Source organism: Nocardia abscessus (genome assembly GCF_015477775.1).
Classification (GTDB): Bacteria; Actinomycetota; Actinomycetes; order Mycobacteriales; family Mycobacteriaceae; genus Nocardia; species Nocardia abscessus_A.
Genome location: NZ_JADLQO010000015.1, coordinates 160092 through 178270 on the forward strand (window position 1 = coordinate 160092; position 18179 = coordinate 178270).

At 71.5% G+C, this 18179-nt stretch carries 15 protein-coding genes; 2 read left to right on the forward strand and 13 right to left on the reverse strand.

Annotated features, from left to right (window positions below; translation table 11 throughout):
- Positions 1-22: 22 nt before the first annotated feature.
- The gene (gene pknB, locus IU450_RS30690; protein ID WP_228835338.1) at positions 23-1987 is read right to left on the reverse strand and encodes a Stk1 family PASTA domain-containing Ser/Thr kinase; all 1965 of its coding nucleotides are present in this window, start codon (positions 1985-1987) and stop codon (positions 23-25) included.
- 118 nt (positions 1988-2105) lie between these two features.
- Here pknB and IU450_RS30695 point away from each other — a divergent pair, with 118 nt between their 5' ends.
- Positions 2106-2474 carry an Rv2175c family DNA-binding protein gene (locus IU450_RS30695; protein ID WP_195153213.1) on the forward strand — a complete coding sequence of 123 codons (369 nt, stop codon included), beginning with the start codon at positions 2106-2108 and terminating at the stop codon, positions 2472-2474.
- A 312-nt stretch (positions 2475-2786) separates the two neighbouring features.
- Here IU450_RS30695 and IU450_RS30700 read toward each other — a convergent pair whose 3' ends face one another.
- The 4 genes from IU450_RS30700 to IU450_RS30715 all read right to left on the reverse strand — a co-directional run bounded on the left by IU450_RS30700 (position 2787) and on the right by IU450_RS30715 (position 8354).
- The gene (locus IU450_RS30700; RefSeq protein WP_195153214.1) at positions 2787-3821 is read right to left on the reverse strand and encodes a phytoene/squalene synthase family protein; all 1035 of its coding nucleotides are present in this window, start codon (positions 3819-3821) and stop codon (positions 2787-2789) included.
- Positions 3818-5536: an alpha-(1->6)-mannopyranosyltransferase A gene (locus IU450_RS30705; protein ID WP_195153215.1), complete on the reverse strand. Its 1719-nt coding sequence runs from the start codon at positions 5534-5536 to the stop codon at positions 3818-3820. Before IU450_RS30705 ends, IU450_RS30700 begins: the two co-directional genes overlap by 4 nt.
- A gap of 63 nt (positions 5537-5599) precedes the next feature.
- The gene (gene crtI, locus IU450_RS30710; RefSeq protein ID WP_195153216.1) at positions 5600-7183 is read right to left on the reverse strand and encodes a phytoene desaturase family protein; all 1584 of its coding nucleotides are present in this window, start codon (positions 7181-7183) and stop codon (positions 5600-5602) included.
- Between the two features lie 37 nt (positions 7184-7220).
- On the reverse strand, positions 7221-8354 hold the full coding sequence (locus IU450_RS30715; protein WP_195153217.1) for a polyprenyl synthetase family protein: 1134 nt from the start codon (positions 8352-8354) through the stop codon (positions 7221-7223).
- 184 nt (positions 8355-8538) lie between these two features.
- On the opposite strand from IU450_RS30715, the gene IU450_RS30720 reads away from it, so the two are divergent.
- Positions 8539-9540: a methylenetetrahydrofolate reductase gene (locus tag IU450_RS30720; protein WP_195153218.1), complete on the forward strand. Its 1002-nt coding sequence runs from the start codon at positions 8539-8541 to the stop codon at positions 9538-9540.
- A gap of 127 nt (positions 9541-9667) precedes the next feature.
- On the opposite strand, the gene IU450_RS30725 is transcribed toward IU450_RS30720, so the two are convergent.
- The 8 genes from IU450_RS30725 to IU450_RS30760 form a co-directional block, all read right to left on the reverse strand.
- On the reverse strand, positions 9668-10819 hold the full coding sequence (locus tag IU450_RS30725) for an LLM class flavin-dependent oxidoreductase (RefSeq protein ID WP_195153219.1): 1152 nt from the start codon (positions 10817-10819) through the stop codon (positions 9668-9670).
- Positions 10816-11622: a DUF1684 domain-containing protein gene (locus IU450_RS30730; RefSeq protein ID WP_195153220.1), complete on the reverse strand. Its 807-nt coding sequence runs from the start codon at positions 11620-11622 to the stop codon at positions 10816-10818. The genes IU450_RS30725 and IU450_RS30730 overlap by 4 nt, the downstream gene beginning before the upstream one ends.
- The gene (locus IU450_RS30735; protein WP_195153221.1) at positions 11619-12989 is read right to left on the reverse strand and encodes an NtaA/DmoA family FMN-dependent monooxygenase; all 1371 of its coding nucleotides are present in this window, start codon (positions 12987-12989) and stop codon (positions 11619-11621) included. The genes IU450_RS30730 and IU450_RS30735 overlap by 4 nt, the downstream gene beginning before the upstream one ends.
- Positions 12986-14107 (reverse strand): LLM class flavin-dependent oxidoreductase, encoded by a 1122-nt coding sequence (locus IU450_RS30740; protein WP_195153222.1) that lies wholly within the window; start codon positions 14105-14107, stop codon positions 12986-12988. The genes IU450_RS30735 and IU450_RS30740 overlap by 4 nt, the downstream gene beginning before the upstream one ends.
- Complete coding sequence (locus tag IU450_RS30745) at positions 14107-14442, reverse strand: hypothetical protein (protein ID WP_195153223.1); 336 nt, start codon at positions 14440-14442, stop codon at positions 14107-14109. Before IU450_RS30745 ends, IU450_RS30740 begins: the two co-directional genes overlap by 1 nt.
- A gap of 179 nt (positions 14443-14621) precedes the next feature.
- The gene (locus IU450_RS30750) at positions 14622-16244 is read right to left on the reverse strand and encodes a dipeptide ABC transporter ATP-binding protein (protein ID WP_195153224.1); all 1623 of its coding nucleotides are present in this window, start codon (positions 16242-16244) and stop codon (positions 14622-14624) included.
- Entirely contained in the window at positions 16241-17077 is an 837-nt protein-coding gene (locus IU450_RS30755) for an ABC transporter permease (RefSeq protein ID WP_228835373.1), read from the reverse strand. Before IU450_RS30755 ends, IU450_RS30750 begins: the two co-directional genes overlap by 4 nt.
- Positions 17078-17173: 96 nt before the next feature.
- Positions 17174-18178 (reverse strand): ABC transporter permease, encoded by a 1005-nt coding sequence (locus IU450_RS30760; protein ID WP_195153226.1) that lies wholly within the window; start codon positions 18176-18178, stop codon positions 17174-17176.
- Position 18179 lies beyond the last annotated feature (1 nt).

The window sequence follows — 18179 nt, forward strand, 5'->3', positions numbered from 1 at the left end:
CCCGGAGCCGCAACGAAACCTGCTAGGGCAGCGCCACGATGGTGACCGTGTCGCCCGCTTCGAGGTTGACACCGATGGCCGGGGTCTGTGAGACCACCAGCGAGCTGTCCGATTTAGCCAACTGTTTCACCTCGACTTGCAAGCCGAGGCTTTCCAGTTTGGTGCGGGCGTTGCCTACGGTCCACCCGCGCACATCGGGCATCTGCAGGGCGTTGGACACCAGCAGGACGACGCCGTCGCCGGACTGGATGGTGGCGCCCGCGGCAGGCTGGGTGCCGATCGCCTTGTCCGCTTCGACGGCGCGGTCGAACCGAGTCGTGGTCTCGCGAATCGCGATTCCGGCGTCGGTGAGGATCTTGGTGGCCTCGGCGGTCGGTTTGCCGCGCACGTCGGGGATCTTCACCGGCTGAGACCCCTTGCTGCGGTACACCTTCACCTGCGCGCCGAGCGGCAACACGGTGCCCGGCCTCGGCTCCACCCGCGCCACCGTTCCCTTGGGCGCTGAACTCGACTCCTCCCCGGCGTCGACCGGTTGCAAGCCGTTGTCCCGGATCAGCTGATTGACCTTCGAGGTTTGGTCACCCGCTTTGACGTCCGGCACCTTGGGCTTGCCGTTGGAAACCAGGACGGCGACCGTGGAGCCCTGGGTGATCTTGGATCCGGCCGACGGGTCGCTGCCGACCACGCCGCCGACCGGAATCGTGTCCGAGGCCTTCTGCCGGATCTCGGTCTCGAACCCGGCGTTCTGCAGCGTGGCGACCGCTTTGTCGGTGTCCAGCCCGGCGATCGGCGGCACGGCCGTGTACCGGCCCACACCCAGCCACCAGCCGCCGATACCGACCACCAACGTGAGAATCGCGACGATGGCCACCCACAGCCACACCGTGCGCCGGGACCGGTTGACGTCCGCATAGGGCGGGTACGGCGACGCGGGATGGGCTTGGCGCACCGGTTGCGGACGGTCGTAGGCGTCCGGCGGGTAATCGAGCCGGGGCCGCTGGGCGGTGACCACTCTGGTGTGCTGCACCGGCTGCGCTGCCTGAGGCTCGTGGGCCGACGCCCCGGCGAACCCCGGCCGGTCGTCGTGATCCGGCTGAACGGCTCGGTAGCCGGCGCTGAGATGCTCGGCGGACTCCTGCGGCGCGGGCACCCGATAGGAGGGCAGTTGCAGCGCGACGCCGATCTGGCGCAGCGCGGCGGCCATCTCGTTCGCGTCCGCGAATCGATGCGCAGGCTCGCGCGCGGTGGCCTTGGCGACCAGTTCGTCGAACTCCGGCGGCACCCCGGAGATGAATCCGCTCGGGCTCGGCACGTCGTTCTCGATGCGCTGATAGGCCACCGAGATCGACGTGTCGCCGGTGAACGGAACCCGGCCGGTGAGCAATTCGAAGATCAGCACGCCGAAGGAGTAGACGTCGCTGCGTGCGTCGGCGGAGCCGCTGGTGACCTGCTCGGGCGACAGGTAAGCGGCGGTGCCGAGGATGACGCTCGCCGACGTGGTGTTCGCCGCGGCTACCGCGCGCACCAACCCGAAATCGGCGATCTTGACCTCGCCCGCGTCGGAGATCAGCACATTCTCCGGCTTGATGTCGCGATGCACCAGACCCGCCGAGTGCGCGACGCCGATCGCCGCCAGCACCGGCTCGGCGACGGCGCGCACCGCGTGCGGCGGCATCGGACCGCGTTCGCGCAGCAGCTCGCGCAGTGTTCCGCCCTCGACCAGCTCCATGATGAGGAACGGGTGGTCGCCGTCGACGCCCTGGTCGTACACCGCGACCAGCGACGAATGCTTCAGCTTGGCGACCGCGCGCGCCTCGAACTCGAACCGGGTCAGAAACTGCGGGTCGCCGGCGAACTTCGGATCCATCACCTTGATGGCGACCGGCCGGTCCAGGCGGGTGTCGACCCCGCGGAAGACCATCGACATTCCGCCGCGGGCGATCGGCGCATCGATCCGATAGCGCCCTTCCAGCATCTGGCCGATCAAGAGAAGTCCTCCGGCTTTCACAAAGTTCGCCGCTCCGTGCGGCCCCCACGATGGTATCGACTCCCACCACCCCGGGTGTCTCACGACGTGCGGCGCGGCACCGTCTACGGTTGTCCGCGTGAGTGCATTTCCCTGCAGTGACGACGTCCTTCCGCAGTCGGTGACCTTGGTGCCGCTGCCGGAGGTGGCCGACCGCCTCGGGCTGGTGGTGACCCGGGTCCATCAGATGCTGCGTGACCACCAACTGCTCGCCGTCCGCAGAGACGGCGTGGCGGGCGTCCCGGAGCGTTTCTTCGACGACACCGGCGCGGTCGTGAAACCCCTGCCCGGCCTGATCACCGTGATGCGCGACGCGAAGTACACCGACGAGGAGATCCTGGAATGGATCTTCACCGAAGACGAGAGCCTCCCCGGCAAACCCGTCGACGCCCTGCACGGCCCCCTGGCCCGCGAAGTCCTGCGCCGGGCGGCTGCGGACCCGTTCTGAGATTTTGGCCGCGCGGGCGCGGCGTGTTCGCGGCCCCCTTGTGGCTCGCGTCCGAGTGGCCGCCGCTTGCTCCTTCGTGGCGTACGCGGCGGCCACTCGGACGCGAGCCGGGCCGCGAACGGGCAATGCTAGGTCTCGCTTCGCTCGAAACCGGTGGTTGAGCCAGTGTGGTTGCGTGCGGTGGGGCCTGTCGCGTGAAAGTTCGCCGTTGATGTAGGGGCCGGGCGGGTGTTCGCCGCTCGCTTCTCCGGCGCGGGTGGCGGTCGTATCAGAGGGCTGCGGGAGTGCGGCGGACGATAGGTGCGGTCCGGTTCAAGGCGCGGAGAGGCGGGGGAGGCGGTTGCGGAGGGTGGCGGCGGTGAATTCGGTGGCGGCTACGCGGAGACGGTGGTGGCGGGGGACTACGGCGCGGTGGTCGAAGACGGCGTAGTCGCTGCGTTCGATGTGGCGCAGGATGTCGGCGTAGAGGGTGGCGGCGGTGCGGATGGCGGGGCGCACTCGTGGTTCGAGCAGGTCGATGCCGGGTTCGGCACGGCGGTAGAGATCGCGGTTGACCGCGATGAGGTGGGCGAGCGCACGGCGCACGCGCGGATCGGTCCGTCCGGTGCGGTGGCACTCGCGCAGCAGGTCGTGGTCGACGCCGAACGCGGTGAGGGCATCGGCGGGCAGGTAGATCCGGTCGCGGTCGAGGTCCTCGGCGACATCGCGCAGGAAGTTGGTCAGCTGAAACGCCTCGCCCAGCGCGGCGGCGGACGGCTCGGCCTCGTCCACCGGGACGACCGTGCCGAGCACGGGGAGCAGTTGCAATCCGATCGCGGCCGCGGAGCCGCGCATGTATTCGCGCAACTCGGCCATGGTCGCGTAGCGGTTCCGGAAGCCCGGCGCCCCCGGCGCGTCCATGCGCATGGAATCCAGGAACGTCCAGAAGTGCTGTGCGGCAATGCCGTAGCGATGGATGGTGTGGGTGACGGCGGCCAGGATGAGGGTGCGCGGCCGCTGGTCGGCTTCCCGTGCCCTGCTGTGTTCCGTATCCGTGGCAGAAGGGAGCAGAGCACTGCTCGAAGTGCCCGTCTCGCTGGGGTCCGATCCGAGCGCGGCGCGCAGGTCCCGCTCGATCCGATCCAGCTCCGCTGCCGGATCCTCGTGCGCCGCAGCCCGGCCCGCGCGGTCCACGACGTCGTCCACCATTCGCGCGAACGCGTAGAGCGCGTGCACCGCTGGGCGGCGCTCGGCCGACAGCAGCCGGGTGGCCAGAAAGTAGGTCCGGCCGTGGGTGGCGGCGATCTGCCTGCACTCGCGATAGGCGAGCGGGAGCAGGGCGGAACCCGGTAGACGGCCTTCGGTCATGGAGTGGCGGGCGAAGCGGCGGTGTCGCCGGAGGTGACCGCGAGGTTGCTCGGCGGTGCGGCGCGCAGGCGCAGCGGGTCCACCGTGCGCAGCGACAGCGCCGCCACCACCGCGGCGAAGGTGGCCGCGACGACGTGCCAGAAGTTGTACAGGCCGATCGAACCGTCCGGCTGGAAGACCAGCATGAGCCAGGTACACACGCCGACCAGGCCCATCAGCGTCGTGGTGGACAGCGCGAACCCGGCGGCCAGCGCGAGCGGCCACGAGTAGTACCAGGGCAGTGCGGCGGGCGAGAGGATGACGATCGCGACGAACGCGATCAGGATGCCCAGCACCGCCTCGCGCTCGCTGTGCCGGAATCGCCACCAGGTCCAGGCCAGCACCGCGACCAGGGCCAGCGCGCACATCGCGCGGGTCACCTCGAGCACCGATTCCAGCCGCAGCGGGGTCACCCAGGTGATCGCGTGCGCCATCACGGTCGGCAGCGACAGCCAGTTGATGATCTTCTTCGACCCGGACAGCGCGGTGAGCCAGCCGATGCCGACCCCGGCGATGGCCGAGGCGGCGACGAACACGACGGCGAACACGCTCAGGCCCAGCCCCGCGATCTTGGCGAACATCAGCGCCGGATGCGGCATGTCCTCGGTCGGCTCCGCCGCGTCGCCGGGTTGCTCACTGGCAGGCAGGTGCGCCGGATCGCGCCCGACCCGCTGTGCGGCGCGGCGTTCGCGTTCGTGCAGCATCCAGATCCACACCAGGAACGGCAGCGCCACGCCCGCGGTCGCTTTGATGGCCACGCCGATCGCGACGACCACGATGCCCGCCACGTGATGACGTTCCAGCACCAGCGCGATGCCCGCGCACATCAGGCCGACCATCAGCATCTCGTTGTGCACGCCGCCGATCAGGTGGATCAGCACCAGCGGGTTGAGCACCGCCAGCCACAGCGCCACGGTGGGCTTGCCGCCGAGGTGCTTGGTCAGATACGGCACCGCCCACATCATCAGCGCGAGTCCGGGCAGCATGACCAGCCGCATCGCGATGGTGCCCGCCACCACGTTGTCGCCGGTCACGGCGGTGATGGCACGCCCGAGCAGCAGGAAGACCGGGCCGTAGGGCGCGGTGGTCGTGGTCCACACGGGGCTCACGTTGTCCAGCAGCACACCGGGATTCGCGACCGGCCCGACCTGGTAGGGGTCGAAACCGTCGCGCAGCAGCGCCCCCTGGGCGAGGTAGGAGTAGGCGTCGCGGCTGAACATCGGCACGGCGAACAGCAGCGGCGCGATCCAGATGCCGACGATGGCGCGCAACTCGTTGAGCGTCACCTCGGCGCCGGTCCGGTCGCCCGTGCCGATCGTGGCGCGCCCGAGCCGGACCCAGGCGGTGATCATGAGCAGCACGCCGATCCAGATGCAGATCGTGGACAGCGCGTAGCCGTGCCCGAAGCGCAGCCAGGACAGGTGCATGGCCTCGAGCAGCGGGTCCCGCTTGCGGACGCTGCCCGCGCCGAACCCGCCGAACGTGATCATGATCGCGCCGAAGAAACCGAGCAGGGCAGCGTGACCCTCCGGGCTTCTGGCGAAATCGGCGGAGGCGCGCATCCACCACAGGACGCCACGGGGGGTGGCCGAATCGCGGCGTGCGGAGGCGGGCGACGAGGGGTCGGTGACACCGGTGGAGGCGGCCTCTGCGGTGCGCGTTTCGGGGGATGCCATCTGGTGTCGGTCCCCCCGAGTGGTCGGCGGTCGCAACCGCGAGCGAATAGGTCGGCGCTTAGTTTACGGCGTCGCTTCGAACACTATCCGGCTGGTGCGGGGGGTTCCACGCGAAGCACGCCCGAACTCGCCCGCTATGCGGTTTGCCGCCAGTTTTCCGGATAACAGTGCGGTCGGCACACCCACGCCAGGAGTGGTGCCGCAACCGGCGATAACCACGTTGTCGCTCGAACGCGGGAAATTGCTCGGTCGAAACGGACCGGTTTGCCGGAAAAGGTGGGCCGCGGAGAACGGTGTGCCGGCCAGCATGCCGTGGTCGAACCACGTTTGCGGCGTGTCGAGCCGGTCGACGGTGAAGTGCTCCGCGATGCCCCGATAGCCGCGCGCTTCCAGCACGGCGAGCAGCTCGCGCAGGTAGGCGGGTCCGAGCCGCGGCCAGTCCAGTGGCGCCGCCGACAGATTCGGGCAGGGCGCGAGCACCGAGAACGGTTCGTGTCGTTCGCCGCCGCGGGTGATGAAGAGGTTGGCATCGGTCAGGGCGGGCCGGGTCAGCAGGAGGGAAGGGTCGCTCATCAACTTGCCGCGGCCGCGGCGGGCGGTGATCTCCGCGAACGTCCGGTCCCATGCCCGGCCGAACTCGATGGTGTGATGCGCCTGCACCGGCCAGCTCGCCGCGACCGCGGCGGGGACGGTGCCGTGCGCGACGACCGCGGACGGCGAGGCGCGCAGCCCGCGCCGGGGCCGCACGCCGAAGCGGTCGAGCGACCCGAGGTCGGCGGTGAGCACGAGCGCGTCGCAGTCGAACGAGCGACCGTCGGCGGTCCGGGCGCGCCGGGCCCGCCTGCCCGCATAGTCGATCCCCGCCACTTCGGCGTTCAGTTCCAGCGTGCCGCCCGCCTCGGTGAACGCTTGCGCCAGCGCCGCGGCGATCGCCCGCATGCCGCCCTCGGGGAAGTAGACGCCGAGTGAAGTGTCCATGTGCGGGATCGCGCCGTAGACCGCGAGCGCCCGAGCGGGCGGCATGCCCGCGTAGAGCGCCTGGAAGGTGAACAGGCGCGCCAGGCGCGGATCCCGCAGGAACTTGCGCACCTGTGGTCCGAGCCTGCCGAAGCCGCCGATTCGCGCCAATTCGACCAGCGCGCGGCGCTTTTCGGGGACACGCACCAGCTCCAGCGGCGAATCGAAGTTGGTGTCCATGAACTCGGTGAACTCGGCCGCGTAGACCCGTGCCAGCCACGCGCGCAGACGCCGGTATCCGCGTGCCTCGGCCGGGCCGCAGGTCCGCTCGACCTCCGCGGCCATCTCGTCCGGATCGGCGAACACCCTGATCTCGGCGCCGTCGGCGAACCGTGCGTGATAGCCGGGCGCCAGCCGGTGGATACGCAGCGGGGGCAGGCAGGTCTCCGGCGTGCGGCCGACGGCGGCGAGCGCGTCGGTGATCAGCTCGGGCAAGGTGAGCACGGTGGCGCCGGAATCGATGGCGTAGTCGCGGCCTCGGTAGCGCCCCACCCGGCCGCCGGGGTGGTCGGCCCGCTCGAGCACCGTGACCGTGTGACCGGCGCCGGTGAGATACAGGGCGGCCGAGAGTCCGGCCAGTCCCGCGCCGACGACGACAACGCGATCGGTCCGCCCCGCAACGGTTCTCATCCGGTTCCTCTCGTCGTCGCGGCGCGAACCATCGCTCTCACGCCGCCCGCTTGGTCGCGGCCAGGGCCATCGCGCGCAGTCGTTCCTTGGCCACGGCCGTCGCCGAGCTGGATTCGATGGCGGCCAATCCGCTGTCGGTGAGTTCGGCGATCCGGCGTTCCACTTCGTCGACCGCCCCGAGTTCGACCAGCAGGGCGCGCAGCCGCTGCACCTGCTCGCCGCTCAGGTCGGTGCCTATGCTCGCGCGCAGCAGCGCGGCCGCGGCCGGATCGGTCTGGTCGGCACGGCGCAGCGCCTCGGCCAGCAGCACGGTGCGCTTGCCTTCCCGCAGGTCGTCACCGGAGGGCTTGCCGGTGACCGCCGGGTCGCCGAACACACCGAGCAGGTCGTCGCGCAGCTGGAAGGCGATGCCGATGGCGGTGCCGAACGTGCGGTACGCGCCGATCAGCCCTTGATCGGCGGCGGCGATGGCGGCGCCGAGATGCAGCGGGCGTTCGACGGTGTAGGCGGCGGTCTTGTAGCGGTTGATCCGCAGCGCGGCCTCCACCGACTCGTCGCCGCCCGCCTCGCCGTTGACGTCGAGCAGCTGGCCGCCGAGCACCTCGGTGCGCATGTCGGCCCACACCGGCGCGAACCGGGCGACGGCCGCAGGCGCCAGACCGGACGCGTGCACCATGTCGTCGGCCCAGGACAGCGCCAGATCGCCGATCAGGATGGCCACGCTGGCGCCGAAGTGCGCCGGGTCGCCCGCCCACCCGCGGTCGCGGTGGCGCTGCTCGAAGTCGACGTGCACGGTGGGGAAGCGGCGGCGGGTGCGGGAGGAATCGATGATGTCGTCGTGGATCAGCGCGCAGGCCTGGACGAGCTCGAGCGCGGAACAGGCGGTGAGCACCGCGGCGGCCTCGGGCGCGTGCGGATCGCCGCCCGCGCCGAGCCACCCGGTCCACGCGAACGCGGGCCTGGTGCGTTTGCCCCCGCGTAGGACGAACTGCTCGAGCGCGTCCGTGGCCTCGACGAAGACCGGGCCGAGGCGCTCGGTCGTCGGTCGGCGGGTGGCGAAGAAGCCGGTCAGGGCGTCTTCCACGGCGGTGACGAAGGCGGGGGTGCCCGGCTGGGGCACGGCGGGGCGCGGCGTCTGAGTCCCGGTTCCGGCGGACAGAGGAGCCTCCAAGGTCGTGCGGATGGTGGACGCACGGGGTCGCGGAGGGTGCCCGGGCGCTGCGGGTGATTCGGGGCCGAACGGAAACGGTCGCGCGTGTCGCCCGGCGTGGCGAACGGGTCGCCCGATGCGAAGAATACGCGGGGTGTCCGAGCGACCCCACGGGGCCGCCACCGGCCACCTCTACACTGAACCGGTGACTTTCGACAACGTGCGGGGAAGCTCGACCCCTGGCCGGCCGTCCCGGACGCACCCGAACGTCTCTGGAACACCTTCGGTCGTACAGAGTCTGCGGGCTCACACGGGGCGCGCGGTGCCGTTCTCCGTGGAGTTCAATCCGCCCCGTGACGCCGCCGCCGAGGCGCGGCTGTGGCGGGCCGTGCGGCAGTTCGAGCGCATGCATCCCGCATTCGTGTCGATGACCTACGGCGCGGGTGGTTCCACTCGCGACCGCACCGTCCGCGTGACCGGAGAGCTCGCGCAGGAGACCACGCTGCTGCCCGTCGCGCACCTGACCGCGGTGGACCACAGCGTCGCCGAGCTGCGCTCGCTGGTCGGCGCGTACGCCGACTGCGGCATCCGCAACATCCTGGTCCTGCGCGGCGACCCGCCCGGCGACCCGCTCGGCGAGTGGCACCGGCATCCCGAGGGCGTCTCCTATGCCGAGGAGCTGGTGCGCATCGTGCGCGACCTCGGTGATTTCCACGTCGGCGTCGCCTCGTTCCCGCAGGGCCACCACCGCTCGCCGGACCTGGCGACCGACACCGCGTTCCTCGCTGCGAAACTGCGTGCGGGAGCGGAGTATTCGATCACCCAGATGTTCTTCGACGTCGAGCACTACCTGCGCCTGCGCGATCGGCTCGTGGCGCTGGACCCGATCGAGGGCGCCAAGCCGATCATTCCGGAGCTGATGCCGATCACGTCGCTGCGCACGGTGCAGCGGGCCGAGGAACTGTGCGGCAGGCCGCTGCCCGACTCCGTGATGCGGCGGCTGCGCGCGGCGGCGGGCGACGGGCGCGAGGAGAACGCCGCGGCGGTGCGCACGGCAGGCATCGAGATCGCCACCGAGATCGCGCAGCGGCTGATCGACGAGGGCGCGCCCTGCCTGCACTTCATCACGCTCAATTTCGCCAAGGCCACCAGCGAGGTGCTGACCAACCTCGGTTACGGCGTCACGGCCGCGCCGGTCAGCGCCTGACCGCGCACTGCGACTGCTACGGGGCCGGTGTGCGCGGGCCGAGGCGACGTCCGCCGCAGCGGCGTCGACGGCGTCGCGAACCGGCTCGCCGGTCGGTGCGCCCGAGGGCACGCCGACCGGCTCCGGATCAGGCCGCGCGGGCCGCGCGCAGCCCCCATGCCTCGGCGAGCAGCCGGTGCGATTCCAGGCGATCGGCGTGCCGATGGGTGATCGAGGTCACCAGCAGTTCGTCCGCGCCGGAGACCCGTTGCAGCGCGGCGAGCCGCTCCACGACGGTGCCCGGCGAACCCACGAACTGGGTGGCCAGGCGATCGTCGACCAGGCGCCGCTGCTCGGCGGTGAGCGGGGCCGCGGTCGCGGGGTCGAGATAGTCGGCCGCGCCTGCGCCGCTGCGGATGCTGTAGACCCAGTGGCCGTAACTCGCCGCCAGCCGCTGCGCGGTCGCGTCGTTCTCGGCCACCACCACGTCGGCCGAGATCACCACGTACGGCTCGGCCAGCTCGGCGGACGGGCGGAACGCCGCGCGATACGCCGCGATCGCGTCCAGCGCGGTGCCCGGCGAGACGTGATAGGCCGCGGCGAACGGCAGCCCGAGCCGCCCGGCCAGTTCCGCGCTCTCACCCGCGGTGCTGCCGAACAGCCACAGCCGCACCTGCGCGCCCTCACCCGGAACCGCGTGCAGCGCGACGCCTTCCGGGCTGACGAAGGTGCCCTCCAGCAGGGCGCGCACCTCGTCGACCTGCTCGGCGAAGTCCAGCGGCTGCGCGCCGGGCTGCTGCAATGCGCCCACCGAGGCGACGAATTTCGACCGGTCCAGGATGCGGCCCGGGTCGAACGGCGGCGGAACCACCACGCCGTCACGGATCTCGGTGCGCCCGCGCACCGTGCCGACCACCGGCTTTCCGCCTTTGGGCCGCGCGGTTTCCGCCCCGAACTGACTGCGCCGATGACCCGACCGGCCCAGGCCCAGGTCGAGCCGCCCGGGGTACAGCGCGTCGATGGTGCCGAACGCTTCCACGATCGAGGCCGAGGTGTGATGCCCCACCTGCACCGCCGCCGAGCCCACCCGGATGCGCTGGGTGGCCGCCGCGACCAACCCGATCAGCGTGATCGAGGAGGAGCTGGCCACCGAGACGAAGTGGTGCTCGGCCAGCCAGTACCGGTGGTAGCCCCACTGTTCGGCGTGCCGGGCCAGATCGACGGTGTTGCGCAGCGCCTGCTGCGCGGTGGAGCCCGCGCTGATGGGGGACAGGTCCAGTATCGATAGCGGGACGGTCATGCCGCACGTCCCTGCCGTGGATCCTGTTCGCCCGCCTCGATGGCCACGCGCAGCCGGTTCTGCGCGGGCGCGACCGGGCAGGTCGCGAAATCGGTGAAGGCGCACGGCAGATTCGCCGCCCGGTTGAAGTCCAGCACCACCGTGCCGTCCGGGCCCGGCGTTCCGACGGTCAGTGAACGCGCCGCCGGGTAGGTCGTCACACCGCTCGTCGCGTCGCTGAACAGCACCCGCAGGTCGTTCCGGTCGCCGAACGCGACGACGCGTTCGGTCACCTCGCCGATGCGGAATTCGATGGTGCCCGCCGCGCTGTGGTGGTGCTCGAGGCCCTCGACCACGGCGCCGGTGATCACGGTCTGCGGTGTGTCGAACGGCGTGAACCGCCCGGAAACCACCCAGCGCGGATCGGGCCGGTAGGCCGGAATGCCGTCGAAGGTGAGCAGGGCGGGCGCGGCCGGGTCGTGCACCCGCACGGCGTAGCGGCCGGTGCGGCGGATCACCTCGAGCACCCGCCGCTCGTGCAACACGTGCAGTCCGGGCGCGCCCTCGACGGGTATGACGATCTGCACGCCCGCGATGCCCAGTCCGTCGAATTGCAGCCGGTCGGCCGGTTGTGCGGTGATGAACACCTTGTCGTCGGTGACCCACCAAGTGCCGGGCACGTCCGGCAGTCGCTCGGGGCTGTCGGTGAGCCAGTGCAGCCCGGTCAGGCCGAGAAAGCCGAGCGGGTCGCGCAACTGGTCTTCGCGCGCATGGTGCCAGTGCGCCCATTCGGTCTCGAAAACGCTGGTGATGCTGGTGGTCATGACGCTTTGGCTCCTTCGTGGGCGGTGGTGCGACGGTGCGGGTGGCGCAGGCCGAGGTGGTCGCGCAGGGTTGTGCCGGTGTACTCGGTGCGGAAGCTGCCGCGTTCCTGGAGTTCCGGGACGACCCGGTCGACGAATTCGTCCAGCCCGTGCGGGGTGAGGTGCGGGACGAGGATGAAGCCGTCGGCGGCGTCGGACTGCACGTAGGTGTCGATCCGCTCGGCGACCGACGCGGGCGTTCCGACGAACTGCTGGCGCGCGGTGACCTCGATGATCAGCTCCCGGATGCTGAGCTTTTCGGCCTCCGCCTTGGCCCGCCAGGCCGCGGCGACCGCGCGGGGATCCTTGGCGTGACGTACGCGGCCGCGGGTGATCTCGACGTTGTCGGTGGGCTCGATGTCGGGCAGCGGACCGTCCGGGTCGTAACCGGAGAGGTCCCGGCCCCAGACCTGCTCGAGGAAGGCGATCGCGGTCTGCGGGCCGACCTGTTGCAGGCGGATGTGCCGGGCGCGTTCCTGTGCCTCGGCGTCGGTGTCGCCGAGGACGAACGTGGCCGCGGGGAAGATCTTCAGCTCGTCGGGTGTGCGGCCGTACCTGGCCAGGCGGCCCTTCAGGTCGGCGTAGAAGCGCTGCCCGTCTTCCAGGGCTCCGTGGCCGGTGAAGATCGCGTCGGCTGTGGCCGCGCCGAATTCTCGGCCGTCGTCGGAGTCGCCCGCCTGCAACAGCACCGGGTGACCCTGCGGACTCGGCGGCAGCGCGAATCGGGCGGCGATGTCGAACTGCGTTCCGCGATAGCGGGTTTCGGGTATCTCACGGGCGAATACGCCCGCCTCCCGGTCGATGACCAGGGTGTCCTCGGCCCAGCTGTCCCACAGCGCCCGCGCGACCTCGACGGTCTCGGCCGCGCGGTGGTAGCGCTGACCGTGCTCGAGGTAGCCGCCGCGCCGGAAATTCGCGCCGGTGAACGCGTCGGAGGAGGTCACGACGTTCCAGGCGGCGCGTCCACCGGAGAGGTGGTCGAGCGAGGCGAATTGCTCGGCCAGTTCGAACGGTTCGTTGTAGGTGCTGTTGATGGTGCCCGCCAGCCCGAGCTTCTCGGTCACCCCGGCCAGCGCGTTGAGTACGGTGAAGGTGTCCGGCCTGCCCACGACGTCCAGATCGTGGATGCGGCCGCGATGTTCGCGCAGCCGCAGCCCTTCGGCGAGGAAGAAGAAGTCGAACAGGCCGCGCTCGGCGGTCCGCGCCAGATGCTCGAACGACGCGAAATCGATCTGGCTGCCCGACTCGGGATCGCTCCAGACGGTGGTGTTGTTCACCCCGGGGAAGTGGGCCGCGAGGTGGACGGGCTTGCGGGGCTTGTCGGTCACGACGGCGTGCCTTCCGTGCTGGCGGCGTAGCGGCTCGCCGGGCGGGCCAAGCCCAGACGATCGCGTAAGGTGCCGCTGTACTGCGGTTTCCGGTCGAGCGCGGGCAGCAGGCGCACCACCGCGGGGAGCGCGAGGGGCCGCAAGACGACACCGTCGGCGGCTTCGGCGCTGTGCACGGCCGCGAGCAACTCGCGCAGTGTCTCGGTGGTGCCGAGGTGGCGGAGCGCGGTCGGCGCGGCGGCGATCGGGGCGGCCCAGCCGTCCAGGGTGCGCAGTTCGGTGACCGCCGCATCCGCGGAGTCGGCCAGATGGACGTCGAGATCCAGCAGGATGCGCACGCTCTCGGGATCGCGCCCCACGTCGGCCAGCGCCGAACGCAACTCGGCGCGCCGCGCTCGCGCCGCGTCGAGGTCCGGCGCGCCGATCCGGATCAGGTCGGCGCGGCGCAGCGCGATCTCGGTCGCGGCGGATTTGTCGGCGCGCACCGCGACGATCGGCTGCCCCTGTGGCGAGCGCGGGGTGATCGAGGGGCCCTTCACCGCGAAGTTGTCACCGGTGAAGTCGATGTAGTGCAGTTTGTCCCGGTCGATGAAGCGGCCGGTCGGCGCGTCGCGGATCTCCGCGTCGTCCTCCCAGCTGTCCCACAGCCGGGTGACGACCTCGATCGCCTCATCGGCCTCGTGCCACAGCGACGCCGCGTCCTGTGCCGGTTTGCGCCCGAATGCCCGCGCCTGCTCGTCTCCTTCGGAGACGGTGACCTCCCAGCCCGCTCGGCCGAGCGTGGCGAAATCCAAGCTCTGGATCGCCTTCGCCACGTGGAACGGTTCGGTGTGAGTGACCGGCGCCTGCGGAATCAGGCCGATGCGGTGGGTGGCGGCGGCGACACGGGCGGCGATCGCGACCGCGTCGAGCCTGCCGCCGGGGCCGCCGGGCCGCACCTCGAAGGCACCGGGCAGGAAGACCGCGTCGAGGCCCGCCTGTTCGGCCGCGACGATCAGCTCGACCCAGTACCGCCCGGTGAACAGGTCCTCGGCGCGGGAGTCGGCACGTCGCCAGGAGGCGGGATGCGCGCCGGTGCCCGCCGCTTCGAGGGCGAGGAAGAAGCCGGGGTGCGCCATCAGGCCGTGCCCTCGGCGTCGATCTGCCGCCGCAGCGCCGGATGCGTCCCCGCTCCGGCGACGTCGGGCGCCAGGAACAACGCTTCCTGCCACAGCGCGGCGGGTACGCCACGCGAGGACCGGACGACGCGGCGGTCCCGCTCGGCGCGCACGGGCGCGACGGCGTGCACCCGGCCGCTGCCGGAGGTGTCGGCGGCACGCGGGGCGCGCAGGCGGGTGCGCCACCAGCGCCCCGGACCGGCGTCCGGGGCGGCGAGATCGGCCGGAATCTCCGGCGCGGGTGACGTTCCGGCGTCGGTGGCGGCCGGTTTCGGGTTGAAGGCGGAGTACACCATCAGAGCGATCCTTTTCGGTCGGTGCCACCATGTGTCGGGCTTGTGGCCGGTGGTGGGTTCCGGGAGGCGGGGACGGTTGGTCGCGGAGGAGGGAAGGGCGGGCTCCGGGCGGCTGCGGCACGGCGCCCAGCGCTCCCGCCGGTTCAGTACCCGGCTGTGGCGGTACGTCGGATCCGGCATCAGGCCACGCCTTTCGCGACGGCGGGTGCGGGGATGGCCGACAGCAGTTCGCGGGTGTACTCGTGGCGCGGGTTGTCGAAGATCTCGGCGGTGCGGCCGGATTCGACGATGCGGCCGTGCCGCAGCACCGCGACGTGGTCGCTGATGTGGCGCACCACCGCCAGATCGTGCGAGATGAACAGGTAGCTCAGCGACAGCTCGGCCTGCAGGCGGTCCAGCAGCTCGAGGATCTGCGCCTGCACCGAGGCGTCCAGCGCGGAGACGGGCTCGTCGAGCACCAGCAGCTCGGGATGCAGCGCGAGCGCCCGGGCGATGGCGACCCGCTGGCGCTGTCCGCCGGACAGTTCGGCGGGTCTGCGCTGGGCGAACTCGGAGGGCAGCGCGACCTGGGCGAGCAGCTCCGCCACCCGATCCCGCCGCCGGGCGCGATCCCCGACCCCGAACGCGCGCAACGGTTCCTCGATGATCGCACCCACCCGCCAGCGCGGGTCCAGCGAGGCGTACGGGTTCTGGTACACCACCTGGAAGCGTTTCCGCAGCGTGCGCAGTCGCGACCCGCGGGCCTTCGACAGCGGTTGCCCGTCGAAGGTGACTTCACCGCGGTCGGGTTCGGTGAGCCGCAACGCGATCCGCGCCGTAGTCGACTTGCCCGACCCCGATTCACCGACCAGCGAGAGCGTCTCGCCACGGCCGAGTTCGAAGCCGACGCCCGCCACCGCGGTCACGGTGTCGCCGCCGTGCGCGCGGAAGGTCTTGTGGATCTCGCGCAAGACCAGCAGCGGTTCGCCCGCGCGCGGCTTGGGTGCGCGGTAGTCACCGGCCGGAGCGAGGCTCGGCGACGCCGCGAGCAGGCGCTTGGTGTACGGGTGGCGCGGCGCCGCCAGCAGCTCGGCGGTCGGGCCGCTCTCCACCACCTCGCCACCGCTGAGCACGACGAGCCGGTCCGCGCGTTCGGCGGCGACGGCCAGATCGTGGGTGATCAACAGCACCGCGGTGCCGCGTGCCGCGATCTGCTCGGCGAGGCGGTCCAGCACCCGGCGCGCGACGGTCGCGTCGAGCGCGCTGGTCGGCTCATCGGCGATCACCAGTTCCGGTGCGCAGGCCAGCGCCGCGGCGATCAGCACCCGCTGGCGCTGACCGCCGGACAACTCGTGGGGATACTGGGTCGCCCGAAGTTCCGGCCGATCCAAGCCCGCGTCGGCCAGCAGGTCGATCGCCCGTGCCCGGGCCGCCTTGCGGTCGGCGCGCCCGTGCACGAGCAGTGCTTCGGCCACTTGATCGCCGACGCGGCGGACGGGGTTCAGCGACAGACCGGGGTCCTGCGGGACGAAGCCGATCCGGGCGCCGCGCAGCCGGCGCAGCGCGCGTTCGTCACCGGTGTCGACCACCGCGCCGTCGAAGGTCACGGTTCCACCGGTGATCTCGGCGTTCGCCCCGAACAGCCCGATCACGGCCTGGGCGAGGGTGGACTTGCCGGAGCCGGATTCGCCCACCAGCGCCACCACCTCACCGCGGGCGACGGTGAGCGAGACGCCGGACAGCGCGGTGACCGGGCCCGCCTCGGACCGATAGCGAACCCGCAGGTCCTCGATGTGCAGCAGTGGCGACGCCGTGGCGCTCATGCGTGTTCCCCCTTCGCGATCGCGCGGCCGAGGCGCTGGGCGGCGAGCACGACGGCGATGATGACGAAGCCGGGCAGCGTGGTCATCCACCATGCGGTCGCGAGGTAGTTGCGGCCCTCGGAGATCAGCGTGCCCCACTCCGGGGTGGGCGGCTTCGCGCCGTAGCCGAGAAAGCTCAGCGCCGACACGGCCAGCACCGCCATGCCGAATTCGACCGCGGCCAAGGCCAGCACCGGCTGGTAGGAGTTGGGCAGCACGTGCCTGGCCAGCACCGTGTACCAGCGCACGCCCGCGGCGTGCGCCGCCTCCACGTACACCGCCTGGCGGACCCGCAGCACTTCCGAACGCATCACACGCGCGAAGTTGGCCACCAGCGAAACACCCACCGCGACAGCCACGTTGCCGGTGCCGAAGCCGAGCGCGGTCACCAGCGCCAGCGACAGCAGCAGCGCGGGGACCGACAGCAGCACGTCGACCAGCCGCATGACGACGGCGTCGACCACGCCGCCGATCGCGCCGGACAGCAGTCCGAGCAGCGACCCGGCGACGAGCGCGATGCCGACGGCGGCCAGGGTGGCGGTCAGCGAGAGACCGGCTCCGTGCACCATCCGGGTGTAGAGGTCGCGTCCGAGGTTGTCGGTGCCGAACCAGTGTTCGGCACTGGGGGACTGGAACTTCTGCGCGGGCACGCCGGTCAGCGGGTCGCCGCCGGCGAACACCGACGGCGCCAGTGCCCATCCCACGGCGAGCAGCGCGACCGCGCCCGCGACCACGAGTCCCGCGTTGTCGCGCAACGCCTTCCAGCTCACGGCCGGTCGCCGCAGGCGGGGCAGTACCGCTCTGCGCTGTTCTTCGGTCACGTCGACCACGAGTACGCACCTCCTGGGCAAGCGGCGCGCCGAGCACCGGTACGGACGACGGGAGCAGCGTCAGGCACGGATGATCGCCTCCTCGGCGGCGTCGGCGGCGGTCTGCTCGGACTCGCCGCTCGCGCCGCGCGAACGGGCCGCGATACGCGGGTCGAGCAGCGGATACAGCAGGTCGACAGCGAGATTCACGCTGACGAACACCACCGAGGTGAGCAGCACGATGCCCTGCACCACCGGGATGTCCTGCGCCAGCACCGCGGTCTGGGTCAGCCGCCCCACGCCTTGGCGGGCGAAGACCGTCTCCACCACCACCGATCCGGCGAGCATGTTGCCCACCAGGACCCCGGCGATGGTGAACGCGGGCACACTGGCCGGGCGCAGCACGTGCGTGCGCCGCACCCACCAGCGCGACCCGCCCTTGGCCAGGGCCACGTCGACGAACGGCTGACGCCAGGTCGTCTCCAGCCCGGCCGTGAGGACCTGCGCGATGACCGCGCCGATCGGCAGCGCCAGGGTGAGGGCGGGTAGCACCGTGCCCGCGAACCCGTGCCCGCCGAACGCGGGCGCCAGCCGCAGCTGGAACGAGAACACCTGCAGCAGTAGCAGTCCGGTCCAGAAGGTCGGTACCGAGACGCCCAGCGAGGGCAGCGCGGCCAAGGCGTTGCGCAGCCACGGCCGACGGGTCTGGGTCGCCGCGAACGCCAGCGTGACGCCGCCGATGACCGCGAAGAGCAGCGCCGTGCCGGTCAACTCGAGCGTGGCGGGCAGCGCGTCACCGATCGCGTCGGTGACCGGCTGCCCGGTCGCGATGGAATGCCCGAGATCGCCGCGGGCGGCATGGCCGAGTGCGGTCCAATACTGTTCCCACAGCGGCCGATCCAGCCCGTAGCGTGCCTGCAACTCGGCGATGGCGGCTTGGTCCACCGGTGTGCCGGAGCCGCCGCCGTCGGCCGCGATCGAGACCGGGTCGGCGGGCAGCAGGTACAGCACCACGAACGACAGCGTGAACGCCGCCCACAGCACCCAGACCGCCTGCAGCGCCCGCAGGGCCAGATAGCGTGCCATG

What these genes read in the sequence shown, in the direction of transcription:
- IU450_RS30760 (WP_195153226.1), bottom strand. Translation starts at nt 18,178, where the DNA reads ATGGCACGCTATCTGGCCCTGCGGGCGCTGCAGGCGGTCTGGGTGCTG.
- IU450_RS30745 (WP_195153223.1), bottom strand. Translation starts at nt 14,442, where the DNA reads ATGGTGTACTCCGCCTTCAACCCGAAACCGGCCGCCACCGACGCCGGA.
- IU450_RS30750 (WP_195153224.1), bottom strand. Translation starts at nt 16,244, where the DNA reads ATGAGCGCCACGGCGTCGCCACTGCTGCACATCGAGGACCTGCGGGTT.
- crtI (WP_195153216.1), bottom strand. Translation starts at nt 7,183, where the DNA reads ATGAGAACCGTTGCGGGGCGGACCGATCGCGTTGTCGTCGTCGGCGCG.
- IU450_RS30705 (WP_195153215.1), bottom strand. Translation starts at nt 5,536, where the DNA reads ATGGCATCCCCCGAAACGCGCACCGCAGAGGCCGCCTCCACCGGTGTC.
- IU450_RS30700 (WP_195153214.1), bottom strand. Translation starts at nt 3,821, where the DNA reads ATGACCGAAGGCCGTCTACCGGGTTCCGCCCTGCTCCCGCTCGCCTAT.
- IU450_RS30730 (WP_195153220.1), bottom strand. Translation starts at nt 11,622, where the DNA reads ATGACCACCAGCATCACCAGCGTTTTCGAGACCGAATGGGCGCACTGG.
- IU450_RS30725 (WP_195153219.1), bottom strand. Translation starts at nt 10,819, where the DNA reads ATGACCGTCCCGCTATCGATACTGGACCTGTCCCCCATCAGCGCGGGC.
- IU450_RS30740 (WP_195153222.1), bottom strand. Translation starts at nt 14,107, where the DNA reads ATGGCGCACCCCGGCTTCTTCCTCGCCCTCGAAGCGGCGGGCACCGGC.